General features: G+C 68.6%; 11 protein-coding genes. 2 read left to right on the top strand and 9 right to left on the bottom strand.

The window, feature by feature from the left end:
* Positions 1-8: 8 nt before the first annotated feature.
* Positions 9-1,190, top strand: a complete 1,182-nt coding sequence (locus tag H0A72_RS02220; protein WP_180153392.1) for an acyl-CoA dehydrogenase family protein — start codon at positions 9-11, stop codon at positions 1,188-1,190.
* 16 nt (positions 1,191-1,206) lie between these two features.
* On the opposite strand, the gene H0A72_RS02225 is transcribed toward H0A72_RS02220, so the two are convergent.
* From H0A72_RS02225 to H0A72_RS02260, 8 genes are all read right to left on the bottom strand, one after another.
* A complete protein-coding gene (locus H0A72_RS02225) occupies positions 1,207-1,452 on the bottom strand; it encodes a hypothetical protein (RefSeq protein ID WP_180153394.1) in 246 nt (81 codons plus the stop codon).
* A 4-nt stretch (positions 1,453-1,456) separates the two neighbouring features.
* Entirely contained in the window at positions 1,457-2,854 is a 1,398-nt protein-coding gene (locus H0A72_RS02230) for an MFS transporter (protein WP_180153396.1), read from the bottom strand.
* Entirely contained in the window at positions 2,851-3,978 is a 1,128-nt protein-coding gene (locus tag H0A72_RS02235) for a siderophore-interacting protein (protein ID WP_180153397.1), read from the bottom strand. The genes H0A72_RS02230 and H0A72_RS02235 overlap by 4 nt, the downstream gene beginning before the upstream one ends.
* Positions 3,975-4,787 carry an ABC transporter ATP-binding protein gene (locus H0A72_RS02240; protein WP_180153399.1) on the bottom strand — a complete coding sequence of 271 codons (813 nt, stop codon included), beginning with the start codon at positions 4,785-4,787 and terminating at the stop codon, positions 3,975-3,977. The genes H0A72_RS02235 and H0A72_RS02240 overlap by 4 nt, the downstream gene beginning before the upstream one ends.
* Positions 4,784-5,875 carry a FecCD family ABC transporter permease gene (locus H0A72_RS02245; RefSeq protein ID WP_180153401.1) on the bottom strand — a complete coding sequence of 364 codons (1,092 nt, stop codon included), beginning with the start codon at positions 5,873-5,875 and terminating at the stop codon, positions 4,784-4,786. The genes H0A72_RS02240 and H0A72_RS02245 overlap by 4 nt, the downstream gene beginning before the upstream one ends.
* Before the next feature lie 4 nt (positions 5,876-5,879).
* Entirely contained in the window at positions 5,880-7,004 is a 1,125-nt protein-coding gene (locus tag H0A72_RS02250; RefSeq protein ID WP_180153403.1) for an ABC transporter substrate-binding protein, read from the bottom strand.
* Entirely contained in the window at positions 7,004-9,106 is a 2,103-nt protein-coding gene (locus H0A72_RS02255; RefSeq protein WP_246437021.1) for a TonB-dependent receptor domain-containing protein, read from the bottom strand. The genes H0A72_RS02250 and H0A72_RS02255 overlap by 1 nt, the downstream gene beginning before the upstream one ends.
* A gap of 169 nt (positions 9,107-9,275) precedes the next feature.
* Entirely contained in the window at positions 9,276-10,370 is a 1,095-nt protein-coding gene (locus tag H0A72_RS02260; RefSeq protein ID WP_180153405.1) for a helix-turn-helix transcriptional regulator, read from the bottom strand.
* Between the two features lie 207 nt (positions 10,371-10,577).
* Here H0A72_RS02260 and H0A72_RS02265 point away from each other — a divergent pair, with 207 nt between their 5' ends.
* Positions 10,578-11,165, top strand: coding sequence for a malonic semialdehyde reductase (locus H0A72_RS02265; RefSeq protein WP_343060223.1), 588 nt, complete (start codon positions 10,578-10,580; stop codon positions 11,163-11,165).
* 16 nt (positions 11,166-11,181) lie between these two features.
* On the opposite strand, the gene H0A72_RS02270 is transcribed toward H0A72_RS02265, so the two are convergent.
* Positions 11,182-12,828 (bottom strand): GGDEF domain-containing protein, encoded by a 1,647-nt coding sequence (locus H0A72_RS02270; RefSeq protein ID WP_180153409.1) that lies wholly within the window; start codon positions 12,826-12,828, stop codon positions 11,182-11,184.
* Between the last annotated feature and the right edge of the window lie 33 nt (positions 12,829-12,861).

The following is a 12,861-nucleotide window of genomic DNA, read 5'->3' on the forward strand; positions in this document are numbered from 1 at the left end:
CGGCGCGAATGATCACCCGAGAACTCAGCCATCTTGAATGGCCATTCTTCGACGACGCGCACCGCGGCCTGGCGCGCGAACTGGACCAATGGTGCCGGGACCGGAACCTGTCCGATCTGGACGACGCCGACGTCTACGAGGCGTGCCGCGGCCTCGTGCGCGACCTGGGCGCGGGGGGGTGGCTGCGCCATTGCGTGCCCGCCGGGGACGGCGGCCGCCTGGGCGGCCGGTCCCCCCGGCTGGATTCGCGTTCGCTCTGCCTCATCCGCGAGACGCTCGGCCGTTACCACACCCTGGCCGATTTCGCGTTCGCCATGCAGGGGCTGGGCTCGGGCGCGATATCGCTGGGCGGCAACGATGCGCTCCAGCGGCGCTACCTGCCGCCGGTCGCCGCGGGCGAACGCATCGCGGCCTTCGCCCTGTCCGAACCCGAGGCCGGCTCCGATGTGGCGGCGCTGGCCTGCGCCGCCCGCCCGGACGGCGATCACTACGTCCTGAACGGCAGCAAGACCTGGATTTCCAACGGCGGCCTGGCCGATTTCTACTGCGTGTTCGCGCGCACCGATGAACACGCCGGGTCGCGCGGCATCACCGCCTTCGTGGTGGACGCCGGCACGCCGGGGCTGGAGATCCAGGAAAAGATCGACGTCATGTCGCCCCACCCGCTGGCCTTGCTGCGCTTCGATGAATGCCGCGTTCCCGCGGCGAATATGCTGGGCGAGCTCAACCAGGGCTTCAAGCTGGCGATGCGCACGCTCGACGTCTTCCGCTGCTCGGTGGCCGCGGCCGCGCTGGGTTTTGCGCGGCGCGCATTGGCCGAAGGCCTTGCGCATGCGCGCGGGCGCAAGATGTTCGGCCAGACCCTGGCCGACTTCCAGCTGACGCAGGCGGCGTTCGGCGACATCGCCGCGGAAATCGACCAGAGCGCGCTGCTCACCTATCGCGCCGCCTGGGTGCGCGACGTGGCGGGGCGGTCGTCCACGTCGGAAACGGCCATGGCCAAGATGATCTCGACCGAGTCGGCCCAATGGGTGATCGACCGCGTCCTGCAGATGTTCGGCGGACAAGGGGTGGTGAAGAACCGGCCCATCGAGCGGCTGTATCGCGACATTCGCGCGCTGCGCATCTATGAAGGCGCGACCGAAGTGCAAAAGCTGATCATCGCCCGCGAGCTGTTGAAAGGGGGCTGAGCGCCTCGAGGGGCCGTCAGGGGGGCCGGCCCCCCGGCGGCCTTTCCAGGCAGCTTTCATGCCAACGGGGGTTGGGCGCGCCCTGGGCCGCGAACTGCTGCGCGCGCCGGGGCGAGCGCCAGACCCCGCCGGCCACCCCCAGCTGCGGCCGGACGGCATACCAGAACCAGCGGCCGTCTTCGTCTTGCGCCAGCCAGTTCCAGCCTTCGGGGGCGTCCGACCAGTTCGGGCGGTTCGATTCGTTCGGCGTGGTGTCGTCCATGCCCTTATTTTAAGGCGCCGGGCCCCGGGCCGTTGCCCGGCCCCAGGCGCCAGAGGTTTTTGCGCAGCGAACCGCCGGGCATCGCCAGCAGCATGGCGATCAGCGCCGTACAGGCCGTGCCGCCGGCAAGCAGCGCGCGGCCCGGCGACCACCAGGTCGCCAGCACGCCGGCCTGCAGACCGCCCAGCGCAGGGCCCATGTACCCCTGGAGCAGCCACAAGCCCGATACGCGGCCGCGCAAGGCGTCCGGCGTATGTATCTGCAGCAGGGCGCCGCGGACGATGTCCGACGCGGTGTCCGCCATGCCCGTGACGGCAAGCAAGACCGGCACCGCCCATACGCCCCAAGGAAGCCCGGCCGAAATGCCGCCCGCCGCCACGCCGCACAGCGCGATGGCGATGCCCCACAGCAGCGCACAGGCGATCACCAGGCGCCCGGGGCGGGCCAGCCGGCGGGTCCAGCCCGACGTGAGGGCGACGACGAGGGCGCCGAAGGCCGGCGCGGCGTAAAGATAGCCGACCATCTCGGGGCCGCCCTGCAGCACGGCCTGGCCCAACTGGGGCATCAGGGCATGCACGCCGGCGAACAGCATCATGGCCAGGTCCAGGGCAAGCAGACAGGCGATGACGCCGTTGTGCCGGACATGCTTCAGCCCGTCCCGCCACTGCGCGAGCATGGACGGGCGCTGCGTCGGTTCCGGTCCGGCGCCGGCATCGGGCAGCAGCAAGTCCCTGGGGAGCCGGGCCAGCAGCAGCGGCACCAGCGCCGCGCCGATCAGTACGACGGCATAGCAAAGGGCGATGCTGTAGCGGGCGAGCAGCGCGCCGGCGATCAGCGGGCCGACGAGCCGGCTGAGCTCCATGGACAGCGCATTGAGCGCGCCCGCCGCGGCCAGGTGCTGCGGCGGAATCAGCCTGGGCATGGCCGCCATGAGCGCGGGCGCGCTGATGCCTCCGGTCAGGCCGCTGAGCAGCGTGGCCAGGTAGATTTCCGGCAGGCCGGGTTCCGTGCGCAGGCTGTTGGCCCACAAGATGGCGACCACGGTCACGTAGGCCGCGCGGCCCAGAATCATGATGCGCCGCCGGTCGGCGCGATCCGCCAGGGTTCCGCCCCAGACGATGCCGATGAGCGACCCCAGCGCCAGGCCGATGCCGACGCCCGCCACGTGGATGGACGATGCGCTGATCCCGTACACCTGCCAGGCCACCGCGACCGCCAGGATGGCGACGGACAGCATCGAGACGGAGCGGGCGAGATACAGGCTTCTGAAGGCCGGGCTCTGGCGCAGGGGGCCCAGGTCGAGCGCAAGGCGCGCCCACCATCGCTGCCTGGGCGCGGCGCCCGATCGTGCCTCGTCGCCCGCTGCGTATGCTTGTTCGGATGCTCCCGGTCCCGGCTTCATGAGGACGCCTTGGGCCCGGCGCCGCCGGCGGCGCTGCGTGCCGCGCCGCCTTTCATTTGGGTTTCGTCCATGCCGCGGCGCCAGTACGCCACGACGAGCTGCTCTTTGCCGCCGAGCCCGACCGTGTCGCGCAGCCAGGACCGCACGCTTTGCGCGGTCGCGAACTCGGCCCCCACCCAGACGTGGCGGCTGGGGCCATCGGGAATGGCGCAGGCCTGAATGGCGTCCCGCAAGAGCGTGCCGGCGCCCGCGGGGGTGTCGCCGCGATGCAGCCAGCGCAAAGCCATGCCCGGGGGCAGGCGCAGTTCGATCTCGTCGGCCGGGGTCTGGACTTCGATCAGCGCAAAGCCTTGCGTTTCCGCCGGCAGGGATTCTCCGATGCGCGCGATGGCGGGCAGGGCGGTTTCGTCGCCGGCCAGCAGCATCCAGTCCGCGGGCAGCGCGCTGCGCCCGCCCGGCCCGGAAAGGCCGATCTGCTGCCCGCCGGCGGCCTGGGCGGCCCAGGCCGAGCCCGGGCCGGCATCGTCATGCAGCACGAAGTCCACCTCCATCCAGCCTTGCGCGGCATCGATGCGCCGGATCGTGTAGGTGCGGATGTCCAGGCGTTTTTCACCACTGGGGAATTGCGGCGTGCCGTTGGCGGCCAGCGTGGGCCATTCGGGATCGCGGACGCCGGGCTGGGGGAAGATCAGTTTGCAGTGGATGTCCTCGTCGCGCTGGTACCGGGCCAAGTCGGCCGCACGGAACCGGACGCGGCGCATGTGGGGGCCGATGTCGCGGACCGCGTCGACGGTCAGCAGGCGGAAGGCGGGCGGGCGTTCGAACGTGATGCTGTCCCCGCTCCATTGGATCGCCTCGGGCGCGCAGGCGCTGAATTCGACGATGTGGTGGAAGACCAGCATTTTCGCGTCGTACAGCGCTTCCTGCGTGGGCGCCGCGATGCGCGCGTGCAAGGCGCCGGATTCGGCCGCCAGCGATATCCGCGCGCCGCTGTAATCGATGGCCCAGCCGTCTTCCGAAGGCATGGCGGCCAGGTCGTGCTCGCGCAGGTGTTCCAGCACGGCGTCCAGGACATTCCGGGCGTCTATGCCGCGCACGGCGGTGCTGATTCGTAGAGGAGTCATTGCAGGTGTTCCTGTTGTGTGGCGGCCGGATCCCCGGCCAGAGCGTCTATGAGCACGAAGGCGCGGCCCCGCTCGCAGGTCCGGACGCGTGCCTCCACGCCCCAGACTTCCCGCAGGGCGGCATCGGTGATGACGTCGCTGGGGCGCCCGAAAGAATGGATGCGACGGTCGTGCAGGATGGCGACCCGGTCGGCCCATTGCGCGGCCAGGGCCAGGTCATGCAGCACCACGATGACTATCCGGCCTTCGTCGGCCAGGCGCCGCGCGACCCGCATGACCTGCCACTGGTGCGCGAGGTCCAGCGCGCTGACGGGCTCGTCCAGCAGCAGGACGGGGCTGCCGCGCACGACGGCCTGCGCCAGCGCGGCAAGCTGCCGCTGGCCGCCTGACAGCCGGCACAGCGGCCGCAGGGCGAGCGGGCCTATGCCCAGATGCTCGATGACGCGCAAGGCATCGAGCTCGTCTTTGCGCCGGGGGCCGATGCCGCCGCTTTGCAGAGCCGTCAGAGCCGCCTCCAGGACGGTCAGGTCGTTGTCTTCGGGAATGGACTGCGGCATGAAGCCGATGAATTCCATGCGCTTGCGCATGGTCCACGCCAGCCAGTCGCTGCCTCCGTAGAGCACGTGGCCGCGGGCCGGAACCAGCCCGGCAATCGCCTTGAGCAGCGTCGACTTGCCCGCGGCGTTCGGTCCGGCCAGGGCGATCATTTCGCCGGGACGGATGCCGGCCAGTTCGACGCCGGCGAGCACTTCGTGCCGGCGGTAATGCACGTTCAGGTTCTTGACGTCCAGCGACTGGGCGGCATTCATGTCCGGCCCCCTCGGCGGCGCATCATCAGGCCCATGAAGACGGGCAGGCCGACCAGCGCGGTCACGATGCCTATGGGCAGCATGACGCCGGGCACCAGCATTTTGCCGGCGACCGAGGCCAGCGCCATCATGGCCGCGCCGATCAGGACGCTGGCCGGCAGCAGGTGGCGGTGGCCGTCGCCGACGATCATCCGCGCGACGTGCGGGCCCACCAGGCCGACGAATCCCACCGTGCCGACGAAGGCGACGGCCGTCGCCGCCAGCAGGCTGATGCGCACCAAGGCCCAGCGCCTGAGGGAGGGCACATTGATGCCGAAGCTGCGGGCGCGGTCTTCGCCCAGCCGCAGCGCGGTGAGCCGGCGGGCGGCGCGCCAGGAGAAGGGCGCGGTCAGGGCCAGGACCGCGGACAGGATGGCGATGCTGTGCCAGTCGGCCCGGGCCAGGCTGCCCATGCTCCAGAAAACCAGCTGTTGAAGCGCGTCTTCGCTGGCGATGAATTGCAGCAGCGACAGTACGGCGCCCGCGGCAAAGCCGATGGCGATGCCGAAGAGCACCAGGGTCTGCGCCTGGGCGCCGCGCCATTGCGCCATGACCTGCAGGAGCAGCAGGGAAGCCAGGGCGAAGACGAAGGCGTTGGCGGGCACCAGCCAGGCGGCGTCGGTGCCCGGCACGCCCCAGCCCAGCACGATGGCCAGGGCGGCGCCCAGCGCCGCCGATGAAGAAACGCCCAGAGTGAAGGGTTCGGCCAGCGGATTGTTCAAGATGGTCTGCATCTCCGCGCCCGCCAGCGCCAGGGCGGCGCCGACCAGCAGCGCCATCAGGGCGACCGGCATCCGGACCTGCCACAGCACCACTTGCATGGGGACCGTGAGCGTGTCGGGATTCAGCAGTCCCTGGATGACTTGCGCGGGCCGCAGGGCGGCGGGGCCGGTGAGCAGGTCGGCGAGCCCGGCGGCGACCGTCAGCACGGCCAGGCCGGCCACGATGAGCCAGCGCCGCCTCACGATGCGCCGATGCAGCGCCCAGCGCGCTTGTATGACTGCATTGTCGGCCCGCGGGGCGGGCGCTATGCCACGATAAGCTTGCATGGTCTCAATCTTTCGCTGGAGCCAGCGAGGTCCAGAACGTTCCGGTCAGGCTCTTCGCCATGAAGCGCCGATCGATCTCCGCCAGCGTGGCGGCCGGGTCCACGTCCTGGAATTCCGCGGGGTGCAGCCAGGTGGCGATCAGCTCCAGGTTCACGATGGAAAAGCCGCTGTGCCATATGCCGTGGGCCCGCTTTTCCTTGACGGCGCGGGTCTGCGCGAGTCCCACGCGCCGCAGGACGCGTTCCAGGCTGGCGCGGCTCGTGGCGGCGTCGACGTCGGGGCCCAGGAGTAGGCCGCCCCGGGCCTTCATGTGCTGTCCGCCGGTGCCGATGTAGACGGCCGGGTCGCTCGCGATCACGTATTCCGCGCTGAGCTGGCCCGCCATGCCGTCGACGATTTCGCTGCCGATCAGGCGTCCGCCCGCCAGCACCACCAGGTCGCCCATGCTGCGGCCCTCGCCCATGGACATGCAACAGGGGCCGCTGCCCGCATGCGGTTCCATCAGCACGGTCGGCAATGGACCGCCTTCCGCCTTGATGCGGGCGACGCGCCGGGCGACGCGGTCCAGGCGCTCGCGTATGAACGCGCCCACTTCTTTACCGCGCTCCTCGCGGCCGATGAGGACCGCCAGTTTTTCTATGCCTTCCGTCGGATGCCGCAACCGCAGATTGGCTTCCAGCGTGAGGATGGCCACCGGAATGCCGGCCTGCTCCAGCTGGGACACCGCCTGTTTCGCGCTGCCGAAGAAATGATCCAGCACGACCAGGTCGGGCGCATGGGCGATCAGCGCTTCGGCATTCAGGTTCTGCGGGCCGTCGAGCGACATCTGCGTGATCCGGTCGAAGGCTTCCGGGTCTATGCTGCGCCATTGATTCAGCGTGTGCTGGTCCAGGCGCCATCGGTTCCATGCGACGATCCGGCGGGCCGGATTCTCGTCGAGCATGGCGAGCATGGTGAAGTCGCCCGGTTCCGAGAAGATGATGCGGCGCGCGGGTTCGGCCAGCCGGACCGTCCGCCCGGCCTGGTCGACGATTTCTATCTGGGCGGCGGCGGGCAGGCTGACCAGCAGCAGGCACCACAGCCACGCCGCCCGCCACCACGGTTTCAGGATCACGCCGGCGGCCCGCATCAGAAGCTGAGGCTGGCGCCCAGCCAGAAGCGGCGGCCTTCGTCCACCATCCAGTTGCCGTCCAGGCCCGCATAGCGCGTGCGCAGGTCAACCGGCGTCTTGTGGTCGGTCAGGTTCAGCACGGCCAGGCGCAGGGACAGATGCTTGGTGACCGCATAGTTGCCGCCCAGGTCGAAGGTGGAGCCGCCGGGCCGGGTGCGCACGCCCATCGCGCCGTTGCGGTAGGCCGCATAGCGCGCCTTGCCGCTCAGGTTCCAGCGCAGATAGGTGCCGAGCCGTTCATTCACCTGCCAGTCCAGGCGGGTGTTCAGGACGTGCTCCGGCGTCTTGTCCAGCGGTTCGCCGTCCAGGGTGAGGCCGTTGAACGAGACTTCCCCGCCGCCTTTGCGCTTGGATTTCGTGTAGGTGTAGTTGGACGACAGGTTCACCGTATCGGTCAGCGGCAGCTTCAGCGCCAGTTCCAGGCCGTAGATCTGCACCTTGTCGATGTTGTCGTACACATACAGGTGGTTCGCCGTGCCGGGGTTGAGCGGGTCCTGCATGCCGGTGTCGTAGCTGGCCACCTTGTTCTTGAAGTTGGTGTTGAACAGGGTCGCGGACACATTGCTGCCCGGCGCCCAATCGTAGATCAGGCCCAGCTCCTGGGTGACGCTGGTTTCGGGTTCCAGGTCCGGATTGCCGCACAAAGGACCGCGGAAGCCCGAGTTGCCGCCCGTCGACATGCAGTATCCCGGATTGCTCTGCCGTATCGTGGGCGCCTTGAAGCCGGTCGCCACGCCGCCCTTCAGGGTCAGGGCGTCCGTCAGGTGGTAGACGCCGTAAAGGCGGGGCGACCAGCGCTTGCCGAAGCGTTCGTCATGGTCCATGCGCACGCCGCCCGTCACGGTGAAGTCGTCCGTCACGTAGTAGTCGTCTTCGATGAAGAGCGCGTAGTTGGTCAGCGAGACGACGTCGGTGTTGGTCGGGTAATTCGCGAACTTGGCCTCGTTCTGGATGCCGTTCAGGCGGCTGTGCAGGTACTGGCCGCCGAAGCGCAGGGTATGGGAGGCGAAAGGCATGCTGAAGCTGGCGTCCAGCGCGGTGTTCACCAGGCGCCGGTTGTCGACGTACTCGCCCGTCTTGGGCCAGTTCTCCTGCACGCTGTCTTCCCGGTACAGCGAGATCTTGGATTCGCCCAGGCGCCAGCGTCCCGTGTGGGTCAGGCCGTAAGACGTGCGGCGGAACTGGTCCTTGTTCCAGGCGAGGGAGGGCAGGATGGATCGTCCGGGCGTGGCCTCGGTCGTCAGGCGCTGGGACACCACGTCCAGGACCAGGTCCTGGTTGTCGGCCGGCCGCGCCGCCAGCTTCAGGCCGAGGCTGCGGTTGTTCCTGGCATTGGCGCCGTCCGCGCTGGGGAAATAGGTGTTGCCTTCGCTCTGGTCGTCATAGGACCCATAGACCTGCAGGCCCAGGACGTCGTCCTTGATGGGGCCGCCGATCCAGAACTGCGATTGCCTGGCGTTGCCGTAGTCGTCATCCGTCTGCAGCGTCACGGAGCTGTCCAGCGCCGCGGACCAGCGCTCGGGAACCTTCTTGGTGATGACGTTGACCACGCCGCCCATGGCCTCCGAGCCGTAGAGCGACGACATGGGGCCGCGCACCACCTCGATCCGCTCGATGGCGGCCAGGGGCGGCATGAATTCGTATTGCACCCCGTTCGTGCCGCGATTCATGGTTTCACGGGTGTTCTGCCGCTTGCCGTCCACCAGGAGCAGAGTGTATTCCCCCGGCAGGCCGCGGATGACGATGTCCTTGGTGTTGGGGTCGCCGCCGATGAACGTCACGCCTTCGGCGCGGCCCACGGCTTCCGCTACGGAGGTGTAGCCGTTTTTCTTGATGTCCTCCTGCGTGATGACGGTCATCGAGGCGGGCGCATCCTTGGCCTTCTGCTGCACGCCGCTGGCGGTGACCACCACGGTGTCCAGAGTCGTCGGCGTCTTGTTGCTCTGGGCCTGCGCGACGCCCACTCCGCATGCGCACAGCAAGGCCAGCGTCAAGGGGGCAAGCGCCAGGCTTGCGCGGGGCGTTGCGGCGATCCCTTCCCTTCCAGGCATATTCGTCATTTCTTTCCTCGTATTTCAGTGCTGTAAGGTGGCCGTTTCGGATACGGCTTGTCCTGCCCCCTCCTGCGGCAAGGCGGCAAAGCAACATTGAATCATTCTCATTTACGGAATTGGTTTGAGGGACGCGCAAACTTCTTTGCGTCCGGGTCAAGTCTCGCCCGCGGGAAAGTCAGAGGCGGGAGCGCAGGCTCTTGGGGCTCAGGCCGAACTGGCGCCGGAAGGCCGTGGCGAAATTGGCGGCGCTGGTGTAGCCCGCGCGGTAGGCGGCCTCGGTGATGCTCAGGCCGTGCTCCAGGTCGGTGCGCGCCTGATGCAGCCGCATGAGGCGGCGGTACTCGTTGACCGAGCTGCCGAATGCATGGCGGAACTGCCTTTGCAGCGCGCTGGCGCTGAGGCCGAAGCGGCGCCCCAGTTCTTCGATCTTGAGCGGCGGGACGAGGGGCTGCTGGACCTCGGCGTCGAGAAAGCTGCGCAGGCGCAGCATGCGGTCCTGGTCGCGGGGCCGCAGCGCGCCGGCCGGCGCGGCGCCCGGGGCGGCTTCCTTGTGCTGGCTGGCAAGCGCTTCGTACAGGAGCTCCATCGCCCGGCCGGCAAGGCGGATGCGTACCAGGCTGGGGGCGGACTCGTCCGACTGGCAGATCAGCTGCTCCGCCAGCGCCAGGGCGTGGGGGGACGGGCGCCAGGTCGTGATGCACAGCTGATCGGGGAATTTCAGGGCCAGCGGTTCGGGGGCGCCGGTTTCATGCCGCCTGGACAAGGCCGTCAATTCCCGGGCGTCGCTCAGCCAGCCCTGGCTTTCCAGCCATTCCGGAGAAAGATAGAGAGAAAGCTTGCGCTCCCATTTGCCGCGTTCCCATTGGCGCTCGAATATTGCGTCTTGCGGCATGCTGATGACGGCGGCGCTGGCGTGGCGGGCATGGTCGCCCGCCCGCAAATGCAGCCGGCGGCCGCCGATGCGCACGTCGATCTGGCCGCCCAGTACCACCACGATGCGCAGGCCCGCGCTGAAGCCCACCCGCGACACCATGTTGTGCAGGTCCGCGACTTCGGCGCAGTGCATCCACAGCCCCGGCTGCAGCTGGATCTCCCGCAGCCGGCCTTCCAGCACCGGTTCGTTGCCCGCAAAGGGCGCGGACACGAAGCGGTATCCCGGCACGTCGAATTCCAGGCTGCGCACCATGCCCAGCGCCCGCCAGGGACGTTTTCCCTTGGCGGGCGTCGGCGGCGATGCGGGATCGGCTGCGTGAGCGGGGCGGGCTTCCATGGCAGGGCTTGTGCGAGGCAAAAACGGGATGAGGGCGTCGGCGCCCAGTTTACTCGATATCGATAATGATTCTTATTTAAACAGATAGAGGAAAAAATGCAAGCCATTTCCATATAGGGAACATTTGCGCACGTCCCGGCCGGCGATGGGTTAGGATGCCGCCACCTGTAACCATCGTGGCCGCCCCCGCAGCCGGGGCGCGGCAAAGTGAGAAGGAATATGCTCGACCGGATTTTCCGTGAGGCGCGCACGCAGAACGCATGGCGCGATACCCCTGTTGGCGACGAGACGCTGCAAGAACTGTACGATTTGCTGAAGTGGGCGCCCACCAGCATGAATTGCGGGCCCGCCCGTTTTCTTTTCATCCGCTCGCCGGAAGCCAAGCAAAGACTGCTGCCCTTGATGAGTCCGGGCAACCGCGAGAAAACGCGCCAGGCCCCGGTGACCGTCATCGTCGGCTATGACCTCGAGTTCTACGAGCATCTGCCCAAGCTGTTTCCGCACCGCCCCGAGGCGCGGGACGGCTTTGCGGCCGAGGGCCGGCAGGCGCATGCGCAAGAGACCGCCTTTCGCAACGGCAGCCTGCAGGGCGGCTACCTGATTCTCGCCGCCAGGGCGCTCGGCCTGGATTGCGGGCCGATGTCGGGCTTCGATGCGGCGGCGGTGGATGCCGAGTTCTGGCAAGGCACGTCCGTGCGGACCAATTTCATCTGCAATATCGGGTACGGGGACCACGCCGTCCTGCACCAGCGCCTGCCGCGCCTGGCGTTCGACGAGGCCTGCCGCCTGCTGTAGCGCCCCCCGGGCCGCCTCAGGTGGCGCGGTCGGCTTGCCGGCGCGGGGACCGCGCCGCGTCGGCGACGCAGATTTTGTCGCGGCCGGTCCGCTTGGCCTGCTGGAGCGCGTGATCGGCCTCTTTCAGCAGCGTTTCCAGTGAACAGTCCTGGTAGTCGGCCGTGGCGATGCCGATGGACATGGTGACGCGGACGGCCGCGCCGCCGTCCGTCGCGATCTCTTGGGCGCGAAAGGCGGCGGCGAGGCGTTGCGCCACCCTGAGCGCCCCATCCGCGTTCGTGGCGGCCAGGACGGCCGCGAATTCGTCGCCGCCCACTCGCCCGGCGACGTCGATCTTGCGCAGAGAGGCGCGCAGGGTTTCGCCCAGCGCGGCCAGCACCCGGTCGCCGACCTTGTACCCATGGGCGTCGTTGATGGACTTGAAGTGGTCCAGGTCGATCAGCAGCAAGGAAGTGTGCGACTTGAAGCGCCGCGCGCGCTCGACTTCGATCTTGCATTGTTCGAAGAAATGGCGGCGGTTCGGCAAGCGGGTCAGGAAGTCCTGCCGTGCCAGCAGTTCGAGCTTGTTCAACTGGTTTGCATGGTCGGTGACGTCGCGCCCGATGGCGATGATCTCTTGCAGCTGCCCGTCCTGCCCGGCCAGCCCTTGGCAGGACCAATAAAGCTGCCGTATGCCTTTCGCCGTGGGGTGGCTGTGCCTGAAGCCGGCGGTATGGGGCGGGTGCCTGAGCGCGGCGATCGCGGCGGCGGCGTCCGTTTTTTCGTCTTCCGGCAGGCAGCCGGCGAGCGTGCTCCCGGCGAGCGCGTCGCAGCTCTTGCCCAGCAGCTCGCACAAGGCGGGGTTGGCATGCACGATGCGGCCTTGCGCGTCCAGGCGCGCCACCATGTCGGTGGTGTGTTCGACGATCAGGCCGTAGTCCTGCGCGTTCCTGCGCAGGTCGGCCTGGGCCTGGGCGGCCGTGGCCGCATATTCGGCCTGGCGCCGGCGGTAGGCGCGCAAGCCGAAAACCGCTCCCAGGCAGATGAGCAGGAAAATGCTTCCGTGCAGCCAGGCCGTGCGATACCAGGTGGCGAGGACGCCGCCGGCGTCGCGCCCCACCACGACCGTCAAGGCTTGGCCCGCGACCCCCGCACCCGCCCCCAGCGTGAACAGCGACATGGTCTGCATGCCGCCGATGCGCGGCACCTTGCCTTCAGCGAAGCTGTGCCGCTGCCCGCCGCGCTGATGCCGGCGAAAGAACTCGCCGGCCGTGCCGGGATCGGCGGCGGCCGGGACGGACGAGCCGGCTTGCATCAGGAGGATGCGTCCGTCTTCGCGGATCAGCGCGCTCCAGACGTCCGGCGCGTAGCGCACGGATTCCAGCACGCCTCGGACCTCGCTTTCGTTGAAGCCGTCCGGGCGCGCCTCGTCGGCCGCCGGCGCCTGCCCGGCCTGCATGCGGCCGGGCAGGCCGGTGAGCTGGAGCTCCAGGGTCCGGCCCGCGATGCGCGCCATGGTGGTGAGGTGTTCGGCGTTTTGCCGCTTCAGGGCGCGATAGGTGGAATACTGGTAATGCGCCAGCAGCAAGGCGAGCAGGACGAGCGCCAGCGACAGCATCGCCCAAGGCGCATAGCGATTCGTCCATTGGAAGGCATGTCGCCGGGGTAGGGAAGTTCCATGCATGATGGCGGACTCACTGGCTGCTTGTATTTATAT

The sequence above is a fragment of the Parapusillimonas granuli genome, from assembly GCF_013416525.1.
GTDB classification, from domain to species: Bacteria; Pseudomonadota; Gammaproteobacteria; order Burkholderiales; family Burkholderiaceae_B; genus Parapusillimonas; species Parapusillimonas granuli.

Excerpts from the sequence above, each read along its gene's own strand:
- H0A72_RS02240 (WP_180153399.1), bottom strand. The coding sequence starts at position 4,787 with ATGAATGCCGCCCAGTCGCTGGACGTCAAGAACCTGAACGTGCATTAC.
- H0A72_RS02250 (WP_180153403.1), bottom strand. The coding sequence starts at position 7,004 with ATGCGGGCCGCCGGCGTGATCCTGAAACCGTGGTGGCGGGCGGCGTGG.
- H0A72_RS02235 (WP_180153397.1), bottom strand. The coding sequence starts at position 3,978 with ATGACTCCTCTACGAATCAGCACCGCCGTGCGCGGCATAGACGCCCGG.
- H0A72_RS02255 (WP_246437021.1), bottom strand. The coding sequence starts at position 9,106 with ATGACGAATATGCCTGGAAGGGAAGGGATCGCCGCAACGCCCCGCGCA.
- H0A72_RS02225 (WP_180153394.1), bottom strand. The coding sequence starts at position 1,452 with ATGGACGACACCACGCCGAACGAATCGAACCGCCCGAACTGGTCGGAC.
- H0A72_RS02270 (WP_180153409.1), bottom strand. The coding sequence starts at position 12,828 with ATGCATGGAACTTCCCTACCCCGGCGACATGCCTTCCAATGGACGAAT.
- H0A72_RS02260 (WP_180153405.1), bottom strand. The coding sequence starts at position 10,370 with ATGGAAGCCCGCCCCGCTCACGCAGCCGATCCCGCATCGCCGCCGACG.
- H0A72_RS02230 (WP_180153396.1), bottom strand. The coding sequence starts at position 2,854 with ATGAAGCCGGGACCGGGAGCATCCGAACAAGCATACGCAGCGGGCGAC.
- H0A72_RS02220 (WP_180153392.1), top strand. The coding sequence starts at position 9 with ATGATCACCCGAGAACTCAGCCATCTTGAATGGCCATTCTTCGACGAC.
- H0A72_RS02245 (WP_180153401.1), bottom strand. The coding sequence starts at position 5,875 with ATGCAAGCTTATCGTGGCATAGCGCCCGCCCCGCGGGCCGACAATGCA.